Annotated in this window: 9 protein-coding genes, 4 tRNA genes and 1 pseudogene; 4 read left to right on the forward strand and 10 right to left on the reverse strand. The window is 65.7% G+C overall.

All coding sequences use genetic code 11. The annotated features are described in order from the left end of the window. Positions 1 to 105: pseudogene (locus D2N39_RS17060) on the forward strand (IS5/IS1182 family transposase); the annotation flags it as partial. 969 nt (positions 106 to 1,074) lie between these two features. Here the strand turns inward: D2N39_RS17060 and D2N39_RS17065 are convergent. The 5 genes from D2N39_RS17065 to D2N39_RS17085 all read right to left on the reverse strand — a co-directional run bounded on the left by D2N39_RS17065 (position 1,075) and on the right by D2N39_RS17085 (position 4,294). Further along, positions 1,075 to 1,150, reverse strand: a tRNA-Pro gene (locus D2N39_RS17065). Positions 1,151 to 1,230: 80 nt separating this feature from the next. Continuing rightward, positions 1,231 to 1,320 (reverse strand) — tRNA-Ser (locus D2N39_RS17070). Positions 1,321 to 1,473: 153 nt separating this feature from the next. Further along, positions 1,474 to 1,764, reverse strand: coding sequence for an integrase core domain-containing protein (locus tag D2N39_RS23695; RefSeq protein WP_119135993.1), 291 nt, complete (start codon positions 1,762 to 1,764; stop codon positions 1,474 to 1,476). 379 nt (positions 1,765 to 2,143) lie between these two features. Then, positions 2,144 to 2,220: transfer RNA gene (locus D2N39_RS17080), tRNA-Met, on the reverse strand. A 70-nt stretch (positions 2,221 to 2,290) separates the two neighbouring features. Next, positions 2,291 to 4,294, reverse strand: a complete 2,004-nt coding sequence (locus tag D2N39_RS17085) for a hydantoinase/oxoprolinase family protein (RefSeq protein ID WP_119135994.1) — start codon at positions 4,292 to 4,294, stop codon at positions 2,291 to 2,293. Between the two features lie 144 nt (positions 4,295 to 4,438). Between D2N39_RS17085 and selD the strand changes: the two genes are divergently transcribed. Beyond that, positions 4,439 to 6,628 (forward strand): selenide, water dikinase SelD, encoded by a 2,190-nt coding sequence (gene selD, locus D2N39_RS17090; protein WP_119135995.1) that lies wholly within the window; start codon positions 4,439 to 4,441, stop codon positions 6,626 to 6,628. A gap of 3 nt (positions 6,629 to 6,631) precedes the next feature. On the opposite strand, the gene purN is transcribed toward selD, so the two are convergent. Both purN and purM read right to left on the reverse strand, forming a co-directional pair. After that, positions 6,632 to 7,222, reverse strand: a complete 591-nt coding sequence (purN, locus tag D2N39_RS17095; RefSeq protein WP_119135996.1) for a phosphoribosylglycinamide formyltransferase — start codon at positions 7,220 to 7,222, stop codon at positions 6,632 to 6,634. Continuing rightward, positions 7,219 to 8,265: a phosphoribosylformylglycinamidine cyclo-ligase gene (gene purM / locus D2N39_RS17100; RefSeq protein WP_119136095.1), complete on the reverse strand. Its 1,047-nt coding sequence runs from the start codon at positions 8,263 to 8,265 to the stop codon at positions 7,219 to 7,221. Before purM ends, purN begins: the two co-directional genes overlap by 4 nt. A 129-nt stretch (positions 8,266 to 8,394) precedes the next feature. On the opposite strand from purM, the gene D2N39_RS17105 reads away from it, so the two are divergent. Next, positions 8,395 to 8,470, forward strand: a tRNA-Ile gene (locus D2N39_RS17105). A 455-nt stretch (positions 8,471 to 8,925) separates the two neighbouring features. Here the strand turns inward: D2N39_RS17105 and putA are convergent. Next, entirely contained in the window at positions 8,926 to 12,366 is a 3,441-nt protein-coding gene (gene putA / locus D2N39_RS17110; protein ID WP_233557238.1) for a bifunctional proline dehydrogenase/L-glutamate gamma-semialdehyde dehydrogenase PutA, read from the reverse strand. Positions 12,367 to 12,472: 106 nt separating this feature from the next. On the opposite strand from putA, the gene D2N39_RS17115 reads away from it, so the two are divergent. Continuing rightward, a complete protein-coding gene (locus tag D2N39_RS17115) occupies positions 12,473 to 12,949 on the forward strand; it encodes an Lrp/AsnC family transcriptional regulator (protein ID WP_233557240.1) in 477 nt (158 codons plus the stop codon). Here the strand turns inward: D2N39_RS17115 and D2N39_RS17120 are convergent. Further along, positions 12,946 to 13,191, reverse strand: a complete 246-nt coding sequence (locus tag D2N39_RS17120; RefSeq protein ID WP_119135997.1) for a DUF2484 family protein — start codon at positions 13,189 to 13,191, stop codon at positions 12,946 to 12,948. The genes D2N39_RS17115 and D2N39_RS17120 overlap by 4 nt on opposite strands. Next, complete coding sequence (gene murC, locus D2N39_RS17125; protein ID WP_119135998.1) at positions 13,188 to 14,600, reverse strand: UDP-N-acetylmuramate--L-alanine ligase; 1,413 nt, start codon at positions 14,598 to 14,600, stop codon at positions 13,188 to 13,190. Before murC ends, D2N39_RS17120 begins: the two co-directional genes overlap by 4 nt. Position 14,601: the final 1 nt, after the last annotated feature.

The raw sequence follows: 14,601 nt of genomic DNA on the forward strand, positions 1-14,601 counted from the left end.
GGCAGGCTCAAGGACTGGCGCCGCGTCGCCACCCGCTATGACAGATGCCCCAAGGTCTTCCTGTCAGCAGTCGCCCTCGCTGCAACCGTCATCTTCTGGCTTTGACGATCAATGGGTCCTGACCCTACATTCTTGCGCCAATTTTCGCCAAGAGCGATCTGTCGGATGGAAAATTCATGCCTGAGTTTGGCCTAGGAAAACGCCACCTGAGTGTTAGGAGCGCCTGGGAGATCGGCGAGCACGATCCTGACTGTATCGTCCTAAAACCTGATCACGATCCCATAATCCCTTCCGATGTCCAGAATCCACCCGTCGTCGAAGCATTGAGGCGCGTACGGGCAAGGAAGCCCTCGTCTAACAAGAGCACGGGCTTCAATCGTGCCGAGCGGCGACGTGAGAAAGCAAAAGGCAGGCGCAAGAAGAAGCGCAGTTAGTATGGGTTGTTTGCCCTACTAACCCCGAGAATCGAACGACGCTAATTTGACCCTTGCTGCGAATGGCAGCAATGAGGGCTGCGACCGCAGCATCGAAAATCGGGTTGGATGGCAGCTTTGGGCCGTTCCTGCCGTGCAAGATGCGCAGACTCTGCACCTTGAGCGGCGCCGAACGGGCAGTGCCTATCAAGATCTCGAACCGGAAAAGGGCTGTAAAATCCGTTGCAGGTTCTCGACCGTTCAAAACGGTGGCATGCCCAAAAGTTTTATATATTTTTCAGCATCTTAATCGAACATGCAACTGCTGGAGCGAACTTGCGGCCTGATTTGCAGGTTCGGAACCGGCGCTCATCGGCGGTCTGCTTTCCAAGTCCCTTGATTCCGCCTTGTTTTCTTGGGTGTTCGGCCTTCCAGCACATTGCGTCCGCAATCCCGTCTATCGGCTTTCAACACCTATTGAAGGGGCTTTTCACGGCTTACTGCATGACAGCCCGCCTCGGCGCTGAAATCTGCCTGTAATCAGTGCAAACCAATGTTTTTCTTGACCTATCCGAGGTCTTCCGGGGTCAGTTGGGATCTTCCGGGTTGACTGCAAGATTATCTGTCAAACCTCACTCAGTGTCAAACCTCAGTGATTCCGTGGTCTGGGCGGCGGGGATCGAACCCGCGACCTGCGGCACCCAAAGCCGCCGCGCTGCCTCCTGCGCCACACCCAGAACGATGCACATTTTGAACCACAATTCGAGACACGACAATATGGCCAATGGCCATAAAAACAAGGGAAATTTTGAGGTGGTGGCGGAGACGAAGGGATTCGAACCCTCGAGACCCTTCCGGGCCTGCACCCTTAGCAGGGGTGTGCCTTCGACCACTCGGCCACGTCTCCGTCGCCCCGTATATTTTCTGGGTATCCGAGAGACAAGCAGTTTCGATGGTAAGGTGAACGAATTTTCTTTCTGGGGTGATGACCTGAGCCCCTGAACCTCATCCATACTTTGTAAAGTCCGTCCAAGCTGATCCGCCCGCCAATGTCGAGCCGTCAAGAAGCAGGGTTCCGGCTTCGCTCAGGGTGACGGGCTGGTGGCGCCCCCGATTGCGTCAGCATGATCGGAACCTTGTTCTCGGTCGCACCGCGTGGCCGTTCCTCGATGTGGCATCTGCGCCAAGCCTCCCGCCTTTCGGTGCCATCCGCAAGGGCCATGAATCCGTGCCGGTTCAACCATTCCGTCCGGAACCGACCATTGCACGCTTCGATGAAGGCGTTACAGGTGGGCTTTCCGGGGTGCGAGTAATCCAGAACCACGCCGCGCCGATAAGCCCGGAAGTCCATGTCGCGCGGGACGAGCTTGCGACCTGATCGGCCGACACGGTCTGCGGATAGCCGACCTTTCGGTACAGCCGGCCGAGTGTGGACACACCGATAGCCAAAGCGCACTCGCGTCCCTCATATCTGCCGGATGCGCGCCACGCTCGGCCTCGTTCGACATCATATCCCAACGACACCACGGCCTGCCGGGTGCTGAAGGTGGGCGGTTTTCGGGGCCTCAAGGCAGGCGAGACCTTCGTAATGCATTGCATGGCATGGCATCGCCGAAAGACTGCCCGCCTTTTGTCCGAGAAAACCGCCAGAACACGAATGACTGGTGGAACGGTATACTGCACCCAGCAGCGCAAACCACCCAACCGCATGTTATCATTTCTTGATTGAGTGGTGGCGAGGGGGGGATTTGAACCCCCGACCCCACGATTATGAGTCGTGTGCTCTAACCAACTGAGCTACCTAGCCACTGGCGCGGTTCCTAGTGAAGCGCGGCGGGGAGGTCAAGCGGGAATCGCAACTTTTCTCACCTGCCGCTTCAGCCATGCGCCACGCGCGGCCGCCCCGAGGCGGTGACACTGAGCGTGGCTTCCAGAAACATGCGGTTGCCCTCCACCTCGGCCTCGCGGATATCGCGGTGGGTGGCGATATGCACGTCCTCGGCACCGGCACGGGCGGCGCGGCTGCGCGCCTCGTCGGCAAGTGCGGTCTCCAGCGCGGCCATGGCGGAATCAGCACTGGAAAACAGCACGTTGCCGGCGGGCAGATGGGCAATGAAGCGCCCTTCTCCGGGGCTGGTGACAAGGCCGGTGGCGCGCTGGCTGACCTGGCCGACCACGGCGCCAATGGCATTGGCAACCCCGGCATGTTCCGGCAGGATCATCCGGCTGCCCAGCCGATCCCCGACCGCGCCGTAATAAAAGGGCGCCGAGGCGCCGAGGCCGATCACCGGCACCGCCAGCCGCAGCCCCAGATCGACCACGCCGCGATGCCGCACCAGCCCTTGCCGGGTCAGCAGGTGACGGGCAAGCACCTCGGGCGCCTCACCTGCGAAAGCCGGGTCTTCGGCGAAGGCGGCCTCCAGCAGGCAATCAATGGTCTGCGCGGTCAATTGATCGACGATCATCCGCGCCAGAACCGCAGGATCGGTGGCGAAACGCTCGCCCCGGCCTGTCCGCCGCCGTCCCAGCAGGCGCAGCGCCTTTTCGGCGGCTGCGGCATCCCAGTCGGCCAGACCGCCCAGAACGTGACTGGCATCCGAAGGGGTGACGCCGGAAATCATCACCAGCCCGCGCGCGACAAGCCGGTCCATCGCCGCCACCTCCAGCCGCGAGGTTATGGGGCGGGCCATCGGCATCGGCACGTCAATCCGCGCAAGCAGCGCGGCCTCCCGCGCGGTCAGCCCGCCGGTCTGGCCCTGCATCGGGATGACGAAACGCCCGTCGAAATCGCCCGACACCTCAGCCGACAGCGCGCGGTCCAGTGCCGCATGCACCATCTCCGCATGATCGACAGCCAGAAGCGAGACGGGCACCAGCCGCCGGGGGCCAAGCCGCAACCCGCCCTCAAGCCCTGCTTGCAGCAGATGCACCTCTGAATCGCCACCAAGGCCGGTGGTGCGCATCGCCACGGCCTCGACCATGGTGCGAAAGCCGCCGACGCGGGCGCCTTCGGGGTCGATCTCGGGCAACCCGTCTTTCAGCAGAGCTACATCAGTGGTGGTGCCACCGATATCGGAGACCAGCGCATCAGGCTCGCCCGTCAGCCAGCGCGCGCCGACGATGCTGGCGGCGGGGCCGGAGAGGATGGTTTCAATAGGACGCTCCCGCACCATCGCGGCGGAAATCAGCGCCCCGTCGCCGCGCACCACCATCAGCGGCGCGTCGATGCCCACGGCGGCCAGATGCCGCTCGCAGGCCGCGACCAGCCGGTCGATCATCCCGATCAGCCGCGCATTCAGAACGGCGGTCAGCGCGCGTTTCGGGCCGTTCAGCCCGGCCGAAAGCTCGTGCGAGCAGGTCACCGGCCGCCCGGTCGCCGCCCGGATCGCGGCACGCGCCGCGACCTCATGTGCCGGGTTGCGGGTGGCAAAACGCGCGGCCACGGCAAAGCCCATGACATCGGGGGCGAGCCGCGCGGCTTCAGCCTCCAGCGTGGCAAGATCCAGCGGTGCGGATTCGGCACCGGAATGTTCATGCCCGCCCGCCAGACGGATCACCGGATCGCCGCCCAAAGCCTCGGTCAGCCCGCCGCGTTCAAGATCGGCGGTATCGAAACCGATGAACACCAGCGCGACGCGGCCGCCCTGCCCTTCAACCAGCGCATTGGTGGCGAGCGTCGTGGACAGCGACACCATCGCCACATCGGCGGGTGCGACCTGCGCCACCGCCAGTGCCGCATCGACGGCGCGTCCAATCCCGAGGCTGAGGTCGCCGCGCGTGGTCAGCGATTTCGCCTTGCCCACCACCTGCGTCGCTGCCTCGTCCATGATCGCCGCATCGGTGTAGGTGCCGCCCGTATCCACGCCCAGAAGATATTTCATGTCTCGCCGTTCCTGTTCCGTCTCTTTCCGATAGCCGCCGCACGGGGACTGGTCATCCCCGCCTGCGACCCAAGATGTCGCAGCCGCGCCTCTCGCCATGGCCCTTGGAGGCAGATAGGCTGCGGCAGGCGCGACGGGGGCAGGATGCAGGGTTTACCGCAAACAAAGGATCTGGTGTTGGTGGGCGGCGGCCATGCGCATGCGCTGGTGCTGCGGATGTGGGGGATGCGGCCGCTTCCCGGCGCACGGCTGACCGTGATCAACCCCGGCCCGGTGGCGCCCTATACCGGCATGCTGCCCGGCCTGATCGCCGGGCATTACCGGCGCGACGAAATCATGATCGACCTTGTGCCTCTGGCACGTTTTGCCGGGGCAAGGGTGATCCTTGACCGGGCTGTGGGGATCGACCGCACCAGCCGCCATGTGCTGCTGGAGGGGCGCGGGCCGATCGCCTATGACATCGCCTCGGTCGACATCGGCATTGGCTCGGGCCTGCCCGAGCTTCCGGGCTATGCCGCGCATGGCGTTTCTGCCAAGCCTTTGGGTGCCTATGCCGAGGCGTGGGAGTCCTTCGTCGCCCGCGCCCTGCCCGCCCCGCGCGTGGTGATCGTGGGCGCCGGGGTCGGCGGGGTCGAACTGGCGCTGGCCTCGGCGCATCGGCTGCGCGGTGCTGGCACAACCCCACAGGTCACGCTGCTGGAGCGCGAGGCAACCGCCCTTCCCCATATCGGCGCAGGTGCGCGTGCCGCCCTGCTGGCAGAACTGACGCGCGAGGGTGTGACGCTGCTGACCGGCGCTACGCCTGCGCGGATCGGGGTGGACAGCGTGACGCTGACCGACGGGCGCCAGCTACCCTCGGATTTCACGCTTTCCGTCGCCGGGTCGCGGCCGCAGGGCTGGCTTGCGGAAACCGGGCTGGATCTGCACGAGGGCTTCATCACCGTCGGCCCGACGCTGCAAAGTTCGGACCCTGCGATCTTTGCCGCAGGGGATTGCGCGCATCTGTCCCATGCGCCCCGCCCCAAAGCCGGGGTCTTCGCGGTGCGCGAAGCGCCGGTGCTGCTGCATAACCTGCGCGTGGCTCTGGCAGAAACCGGCACAATGCGCCCCTATCAGCCGCAACGCGATTACCTGAAGCTGGTCTCGACCGGGCGGCGGAACGCGGTGGCCGACAAATTCGGGCTGCGGCTGTCGCATCCGCTGCTTTGGCGCTGGAAAGACCGGATCGACCGCGCCTTCATGGCGAAATTCGCGGCCTACCCTGCGATGCCGCAGCCAGCCCTGCCGCAACCCGCCGCCGCCGGTCTGGCCGAGGCGCTGGGACCGAAACCCCTGTGTGGGGGCTGTGGGGCGAAGGTGGGGGCGGGCACGCTGGCGAGGGCACTGGCGCGGCTGCCCGGCGCGACCGACCCCGACATCCTCACCGGCCCCGGCGACGATGCGGCGGTGATCCGGCGCGGCACGGGGTTCGAGGTGCTGACTACCGATCATCTGCGCGCCTTCAGCCTCGATCCCGGCATCATGGCCCGCATCACCGCGCTGCATGCGATGGGCGATGTCTGGGCCATGGGCGCCACCCCGCGCGCGGCACTGGCGCAGATCACCCTGCCTCGCCTGTCAGACCGGCTTCAGGCGGAAATGCTGGCCGAGATCATGGCCATGGCCGGCGCCGCCTTCGCCGAGGCGGGGGCGACCATCATCGGCGGGCATACCAGCATCGGCGCGGAACTGACGCTGGGCTTCACCGTCACCGGCGAAGCCACGCAAATACGTCGCAAGGGCGGCGCGCAACCGGGTGACGCGATCCTGCTGACCAAACCCTTAGGCACCGGCACCATTCTGGCGGCCGAGATGGCGGGCACCCGCCTGTCAGGCGGTCTGCTGGGCGAGGCTTATGCGGCGGCTCTGGTCTCGATGACCACCGCGCCTTTGGCAGCGGCAAAGCTGCTGGCAACCGAGGCGCGGGCGCTGACAGATGTGACAGGATTCGGCCTTGCCGGGCATCTGCTGGAGATCTGCGAGGCCTCGGGCACTGGTGCCGAACTGGTGCTGGATGCCCTGCCTCTGCTGCCCGGCGCGAAGGCTCTGGCGGCCGTAGGCGTGGCCTCGACGCTGGCACCATCGAACCGCGCGCTGCTGGTCGGGCGGCTGAACGCGCCTGCAAACCGGCCGGAAACAGCGCTTCTGTTCGATCCGCAGACTTCAGGCGGGTTTCTGGCAACCGTGCCTGAGGATCGGGCAGAGGCGGTGGTTCAGGCGATGCACGCGGCCGGAAGCCCGGCGCAGCGCATCGGCACCATCACCGACGGCCCGCCGCGCATCGTGGCGCGCTAAGGATCAGGGCAGGAAGATCGGCGTCCGGTCACCGCTGGAATAGCGGCGCAGCACTGCCGGATAAAGCCGGTGTTCCTGCACCAGCACCCGCGCCGCAAGGTCATCGGCGCTGTCGCCCGCCAACACCGGCACCCGCGCCTGACCAAGGATCGGGCCGTCATCCAGCACCGCCGTCACCTCATGCACCGTGCAGCCCGCCTCCGCATCGCCCGCGTCAATCGCGCGCTGATGGGTGTGCAGGCCGGGATATTTCGGCAGGAGCGAGGGGTGGATGTTCAGCATCCGCCCTTCGAACCGGCTAACAAAAGCCGGGGTCAGCACCCGCATGAAGCCCGCGAGGCACAAGATATCCGGCTCCGCCGCCTCGATATGTTTCAGAAGTTCGGCCTCGAAGCCCGCGCGGTCCCTGCCGAAGGGGCGGTGATCCACCGCCGCCATCGTAATCCCGGACGCTGCCGCTTTCGCCAGCCCACCCGCGCCCGGATCGTTCGACGCGACCAGAACCGCGCGCGCCGGGTGATCGCCGGTCATCGAATTGACCAGCGCCACCATGTTGGAGCCACCCCCGGAAATCAGGATGGCGACGCGCTTCACAGCAGGCGGCCCTTGTAGATCACGCCCTCGCCCGCCACCACGCGGCCCATGCGGCAGACCGTCTCGCCCTCGGTGCGCAGCAGTGCCTCGATTTCGTCCGCGCGGTCGGCGGCGACCGCCAGCATCATGCCGATGCCGCAGTTGAAGGTCTTGAGCAGCTCCGGCTCGCTCATCCCCGCGGTTTCCGCCAGCCAGCGGAACACCGGCGGCAGGGTCCATGCACCAAGGTCGATCTCGCAGGCCAGCCCCTCGGGCAGCACGCGGGGCGGGTTCTCGGTCAGGCCGCCGCCAGTGATATGGGCCAGCGCATGCACGCCGCCCGCCCGCACCGCCTTCAGCGACTGTTTCACATAAAGCCGCGTCGGCGCCAGCAGGGCCGCGCCCAGAGTGCCCTCGCTGAAGGGCGAGGCGGCATCCCAACCAAGACCCGACAGTTCCACCACCTTGCGCACGAAGCTGTAGCCGTTGGAATGAACCCCGTTGGAACCCAGCCCCAGCAGCACGTCGCCCTCGGCCACAGCCTTCGGCAGATCCTCGCCGCGTTCCATCGCGCCGACCGCGAAACCGGCAAGGTCGAAATCGCCCTTGTGATACATGCCCGGCATTTCGGCCGTCTCGCCGCCGATCAGCGCGCAGCCCGACTGAACGCAGCCCTCTGCAATGCCCTCGACGATGCGGGCGGCCTGATCCACGTCCAGCTTGCCGGTGGCAAAGTAATCAAGGAAGAACAGCGGCTCGGCGCCTTGGCAGACCAGATCGTTGACACACATCGCCACGAGGTCGATCCCGATCGTATCGACATTGCCGGTGTCGATGGCAATGCGCAGCTTGGTGCCCACGCCATCGGTGGCGCCAACAAGGATCGGGTCGTTGTAGCCCGCCGCCTTCAGATCGAACAACGCACCAAAGCCGCCCAGCCCCGAAACGGTGCCCGAACGGTTGGTGCGCTTCGCCGCCGGTTTGATGCGTTCCACCAGCGCATTGCCCGCGTCGATGTCCACACCGGCGTCGGCATAGGTCAGTCCGTTCTTCTGCGTGGTCATGGCGGGCCCCTCGTCACGGCGATTCATCCGGCCCTGCGCTTACCGCAAGGCGGCCAGCGGGACCAGAGGAAACAGCCCCCGCCCGCAGACTTGACCCCCTGCCCCCTTGTGCTAAACGCAAGATCGGCCGGGCCTGTAGCTCAATGGTCAGAGCAGGGCGCTCATAACGCCTTGGTTGGGGGTTCGAGTCCCTCCGGGCCTACCATTCGCCTTTTTCATGCGTCCAGAGCCGCCCGACACATCGGCTTAGACGCATGAAAACAAGGCATTTTTGATAGATGATCTTTTTCATTTGCCCCTATACGTCCATACGATTGCTGGTATCGGGCGGCGAGACGATACCAACATGACTTTGACCGACAATGCCTGCAAGAATGCCAAGTCTTCAAAAACAGCGCGGAAGATGTCGGACGGGGGGACCGTTACCTCTTTGTGACCCCAACCGTCTCGGCATCAATGCCGCGCTGCTGCGTGGGCCTGAAAACGAGCACAAAACCCTGGCGGAGCATGAAGAAATCCGCCCCTGATCGGCCAGAAAGGCCCGGAGGGCGCAGTGAATGCCATGCGCCGCCATCTGGACAGGTCGAGCGAAATGTATCGCTACGAAAGGTGACCGGGCGCCACAGGGGCGCCCGGATCGGGTATCGGCGGGATTTCGGGTCAGGCGCCGGAGACCTCGGCCAGCAGTTGCGCATTGCCGCCCGAGGCGGTGGTGTCGATGCAGACGTGGCGTTCCAGCGCCACATGGGCGGTGTCGGGCAGGCCGCCAATCAGCGGCAGGATCGGGCCCTTGCGGGTGGCCAGCGCCTCGGCGCAGGCGCGCGCGCCCTCGCCCCAGCACAGCACGCCCGAGAACCCGTCGAGCCGGCTCAGCGCCTGCGGGTCAAGCCCCGCCGCCTCCACCGCCGTGCCGCCCAGACGGCGCACCGCCTCGGCCTGCGCCAGCGCGGCGGCGGTGCCGGGGCCCATGCACAGCAGCGGCGCGCGGCGATGCGCCGAAAGGCGGTTGCTTTCGCCGGTCGGCCCCGGCAGGTCATGCACCTGCATCACCTCGCCCACGCCCGCCGCGGCCTTCAGCGCGCGGCTCACCTCGGCCTCGGTCGCGGTGCCAGCAGCGCCCGGTTCCACCACCGGCGCGGGTTGCGCGGTGAAACGGGCCAGATAGTCCGGCCCGCCCGCCTTCGGCCCGGTGCCCGACAGCCCTTCGCCCCCGAAAGGCTGGCTGCCGACCACGGCACCGATCTGGTTGCGGTTGACGTAGATGTTGCCGACATGCAGCCGGTCCACCACGCGCTGCACCCGGTCGTCGATACGGGTGTGCAGGCCGAAGGTCAGGCCATAGCCGGTGGCATTCACCGCGCCGATCACCTTGTCCAGATCGGCGGCGCGGAAGGTGGCGACGTGCAGGATCGGGCCAAAGATCTCACGTTCCATCTGTTCGATGCCAGAAACGCGGATCACCGCCGGGGCGATGAAGGTGCCCGCGTTCGGCACGGTCATTTCCTTCAGCACCCGCCCCTCGGCCCGCGCCGCATCGACATAGGCGGCAATGGCATCGCGCGCCTCGGCGTCAATCACCGGGCCAACATCGGTTGCCAGATGCCAGGGGTTGCCGGGCCGCAACTCATCCATCGCGCCGGACAGCATCTCCAGCAGATTTTCAGCCACATCCTCCTGCACATAAAGGCAGCGCAAGGCCGAACAGCGTTGCCCGGCCGACTGGAAGGAGGACGCGAGGATGTCGCGCACCGCCTGTTCCGGCAGGGCGGTGGAATCGACGATCATCGCGTTCAGCCCGCCGGTTTCCGCGATCAGCGGCGCTGCGGGGTCCAGATTGGCGGCCATGGCGCGGCGGATGATCAGCGCGGTTTCGGTCGAGCCGGTGAAGGCCACGCCGTTGACACGCGGGTCCGAGGTCAGCATGGCGCCCACCCGCCCGTCGCCCGGCAACAGTTGCAGCGCGGTTTGCGGCACACCGGCCTTGTGCAGCAGATCCACCGCCAGCGTGGCGATCAGCGGCGTCTGTTCCGCCGGTTTCGCCAGCACGGCATTCCCGGCCACCAGCGCGGCGGCGATCTGGCCGGTGAAGATGGCCAGCGGGAAGTTCCAAGGGCTGATACAGGTGAAGACCCCGCGCGGCGCGGCTGTCAGTGCCTGCCCCTGATCGGCGTAATAGCGCAGGAAATCCACCGCCTCACGCAGTTCGGCCACGGCGTCGGGCAGGCTCTTGCCTGCCTCGCGCGCCAGAAGGGCGAAGATGGCGCCAAACTCGGCCTCATACAGGTCAGCAGCGCGGCGCAGCACCTCGGCCCGTTCGGGCGCGGCGGCGTCCCAGATGCGCGCACCGGCCAGCGCCATTTCGGCATCCGGCTGCGCGGCGGGGATCAGATTGCCGACATGCTCCCCCGTCGCCGGGTTCACCACATCCAGCCGCTGCCCACCCGCCACCGGCCCGGCAATGCGCGGCCGGGCATCGAAGATCGCCGTCAGATGCGGTGCACGTGCCGCTTCGATCGCCGCCAGATGCGCGGTATCGGTCAGATCCCAACCTTTGGAGTTCTGCCGCGCGCCAAACAGCCGCGGCCCGGTGGTGATCGCCGGATTGGCAACCGGATCGACTGTTTCCATGAAACTGAGCGGGCAGGCCGCCACGGTTTCAGGGCTGACATCCTCGTTCACGATCTGGTTCACGAAGGACGAATTGGCGCCGTTTTCCAGCAGGCGCCGCACCAGATAGGCCAGAAGATCACGATGCGCGCCCACCGGAGCATAAATGCGGCAGCGGGTGCCCCGGTCGGTCAGCACCAGATCATGCAGCCGCTCGCCCATGCCATGCAGGCGCTGGAACTCGAAGGCGCGCGGATCGGTCGCCATGTCGAGGATCGCCGCCACAGTATGCGCGTTATGGGTGGCGAATTGCGGATAAATGCGATCGGTCATGCCCAGAAGCTTGCGCGCGTTGGAGATGTAACTGACGTCGGTCGCCTGCTTGCGGGTAAAGACGGGGAAGCTGTCCAGACCCATGACCTGCGCGCGCTTCACCTCGGCATCCCAATAGGCGCCCTTCACCAGCCGCACCATGATGCGGCGATCAAGCTTCGTGGCCAGCGCATAAAGCCAGTCGATCACCGCACCGGCGCGACGCCCGTAGGCCTGCACCACCACGCCGAACCCGTCCCAGCCGCGCAGCGCCGGGTCTTTCAGCACTTCCTCGATCACTTGCAGAGAAAGGGCAAGCCGGTCAGCCTCTTCCGCGTCGATGTTGAAGCCAAGGCCCGCCGATTTCGCCAGCCCCGCCAGCGCACGGACGCGCGGCACCAGCTCTTCCATCACCCGCTCGCGCTTCGCCACCTCGTAACGCGGATGCAGCGCCGACAGCTTGACCGAGATGCCGGGGTTGCTGCGGATATCGCCGGTCGTCGCGGCGGCGGCGATGGCGGTGATCGCCTTGGAGTAGGACAGGTGGTAACGGCGGGCATCGGCCTCGGTGCGCGCGGCCTCGCCCAGCATGTCATAGCTGTAGGTATAGCCCTTGGCCTCCAGTTCACGCGCGCGCTTCATCGCGGCTTCGATGGTTTCGCCCAGCACGAATTGCCGGCCCATCTCTTTCATCGCGCGCCCCACCGCGGTGCGGATCACCGGCTCGCCCAGTCGCTTCATCGCGGCGCGCAGATGGCCCACCACGCCCGGCTCGCGGTCGTCCAGAACTTTGCCGGTCAGCATCAGCGCCCAGGTCGAGGCATTGACGAGGCTCGATGCGGAATGGCCCAGATGGCGGCCCCAGTCCGACGGCGCGATCTTGTCCTCGATCAGCGCATCCATCGTTTCGGCATCCGGCACGCGCAGCAGCGCCTCGGCCAAACACATCAGCGCGATGCCCTCGTCGGTGGACAGGCCATATTCAGCCAGAAACACCTCCATCAGCCCCGGTTTCACGCTGGCGCGGATGCGGCGCACCAGATCAGCCCCGGCGGCAGTGATGCGCGCGCGATCTTCGGGGGACAGTCCCGCCTCGGCGATCAGGCTGCGCAAGAGCGCCGCCTCGTCGCGCAGGCTTTGTGTGTCGATGATGCTCCAGCTATCGGCCATGTCGCGCGGCATATGGGGAAACCTCGTGGAAATCCGCTGTCAGTTCCCGGAAGAATACAGTGGATTGCGCAGGCGATTTTCCCGATGATATGGCGACATGCAGGCGGATCGCCCGAAGATGAAAGGTCTTTCGATGTCAAACGCGCGGATGGAGCTGGATTCCTACGACAAGGCGATTCTGCGGGTTCTGGCGGCGGAAGGCCGGATCACCGCGACCGAGCTTGCCCGCCGTATCGGCCTGTCGAAAAGCCCGACGCAAACGCGGCTGAAACGGCTGGAGGAAGGCGGGGTGATCGCGGGCTACCGCGCCATGCTGGACCCGATCGCCATGGGCCTTGCCCATGTCGCCTTCGTCGAAGTGCGGCTGTCGGATACGCGCGAACTGGCGCTGCAAGCCTTCAACAAGGCGGTGCGGCTGATCCCCGAGGTGGAACAATGCCACATGATCGCCTCGCGCTTCGACTATCTGCTAAAGGTGCGGACGGCGGATATTCAGGATTACCGCCGCGTTCTGGCCGAACGCATCAGCGCCCTGCCCCATGTCGCGGCGACCTCGACCTATGTGGCGATGGAGGCGGTGAAGGAACTCGTTTAGGGCGTCGCACGACCGGCAAGGCGGCGCGCCACATGGATCAGCGGCCAGCGCAGGATCGAGGCGCCACCGATCAGGCAGCCAAGGCCCCAATAGGCGCCGTTCTCCCAGGTGACCCAGCCCAGAAGCGGAATGCCACTGGCCGCAAGTATCAATGCGGCAGGCCAGTGAAACCGGCGCGGCCCCATGGCCACGGCCGAGGCCAGCAGCACCCAGACACAGGCAAGGGCCAGCGAAACGCTCATGCCGCGTGCTCCGCCAGACGTGTCGGCAGAGCATTGGCCCAGGTCGAAATGGTGCCCGCACCAAGACAGACCACCATGTCGCCCGGCCGTGCCTGTTCCCGCACCAGCCGCGCCAGATCGGCCTCGTCGATCAGCGCGCGGGCATGGCGGTGACCATGAGCTATGAGACCGGAAACCAGATCATCACGACTGGCGCCCGGAATCGGGTCTTCCCCCGCCGCGTAGACCTCGGCAATCGCCACCACATCGGCCTCGTTGAAACAGGTACAGAAATCGTCGAACAGCGACGACAGACGGGTATAGCGATGCGGCTGATGCACCGCGATCACGCGGCCCTTGGTGGCCTGACGCGCGGCGCGCAGCACCGCGGCGATCTCGACGGGATGGTGGCCGTAGTCGTCGATGATGGTCACCCCGTTCACCTCGCCCACGCGGGTAAAACGGCGGTTCACACCGGCGAAATTGGCCAGCGCGTCGCGGATTTCTTCCTTCTTCATGCCCAGATGGCGGGCCACGGCGACCGCCGAAAGCGCATTCGAGACGTTGTGATCGCCCGGCATCGGCAGGGTGCAGCCTTCGATTTTCGAACCTTCGCCTTCATTCTGTAGCAGGATGTCGAAGTGGGCTATGCCATTTTCGAACGTCAGGTTCACCGCGCGCACATCCGCCTGCGCGTTGAAGCCAAAGGTCACCACCCGGCGGTCGGTGACACGGCCAACCAGCGCCTGCACCTCGGGGTGATCGGTGCAGCAGACAGCCAGACCATAGAAGGGGATGTTCGACACGAAGTCGAGGAAGCCCTTGCGCAGCGCATCGAAGCTGCCCCAGTGCTCCATATGTTCGGGGTCGATATTGGTGACGATGGCAATGGTCGCGGGCAGGCGGTTGAAGCTGCCGTCGCTTTCATCGGCCTCGACCACCATCCATTCCCCGGCGCCGGCGCGGGCGTTGGAGCCATAGGCGTGAATCACGCCGCCATTGATGACGGTCGGATCAAACCCGCCCTTGTCCAGAAGCGTCGCCACCATGGTCGTGGTCGTGGTCTTGCCATGCGTGCCCGCAACGGCGATGTTTGACCGCATCCGCATCAGCTCGGCCAGCATCTCGGCACGGCGCACCACCGGCAGTTTGCGGCGACGGGCTTCCTCCAGTTCCGGGTTGCCCTTCTTGATGGCGGAAGAGATCACCACGACGCCGACCTCATCGCCGATGTTCTCGGCCCGCTGGCCTTCGAAGAAACGCGCGCCAAGGCTGACCAGCCGGTCGGTGATCTTCGAGGCCTTTGCATCCGACCCCTGCACGCGATAGCCCAGCGTCATCAGAACCTCGGCAATACCCGACATGCCGATGCCGCCGATGCCGACAAAGTGGATGGGCCCCAGTTCAAGGGGCAGTTTGGTCGCGTTCATG

The sequence above is a fragment of the Gemmobacter lutimaris genome (assembly GCF_003570715.1).
GTDB lineage: Bacteria > Pseudomonadota > Alphaproteobacteria > Rhodobacterales > Rhodobacteraceae > Gemmobacter > Gemmobacter lutimaris.

Excerpts from the sequence above, each read along its gene's own strand:
- D2N39_RS17115 (WP_233557240.1), top strand. The coding sequence starts at position 12,473 with ATGAAAGGTCTTTCGATGTCAAACGCGCGGATGGAGCTGGATTCCTAC.
- D2N39_RS17120 (WP_119135997.1), bottom strand. The coding sequence starts at position 13,191 with ATGAGCGTTTCGCTGGCCCTTGCCTGTGTCTGGGTGCTGCTGGCCTCG.
- murC (WP_119135998.1), bottom strand. The coding sequence starts at position 14,600 with ATGAACGCGACCAAACTGCCCCTTGAACTGGGGCCCATCCACTTTGTC.
- putA (WP_233557238.1), bottom strand. The coding sequence starts at position 12,366 with ATGCCGCGCGACATGGCCGATAGCTGGAGCATCATCGACACACAAAGC.
- purM (WP_119136095.1), bottom strand. The coding sequence starts at position 8,265 with ATGACCACGCAGAAGAACGGACTGACCTATGCCGACGCCGGTGTGGAC.
- D2N39_RS23695 (WP_119135993.1), bottom strand. The coding sequence starts at position 1,764 with ATGGACTTCCGGGCTTATCGGCGCGGCGTGGTTCTGGATTACTCGCAC.
- selD (WP_119135995.1), top strand. The coding sequence starts at position 4,439 with ATGCAGGGTTTACCGCAAACAAAGGATCTGGTGTTGGTGGGCGGCGGC.
- D2N39_RS17085 (WP_119135994.1), bottom strand. The coding sequence starts at position 4,294 with ATGAAATATCTTCTGGGCGTGGATACGGGCGGCACCTACACCGATGCG.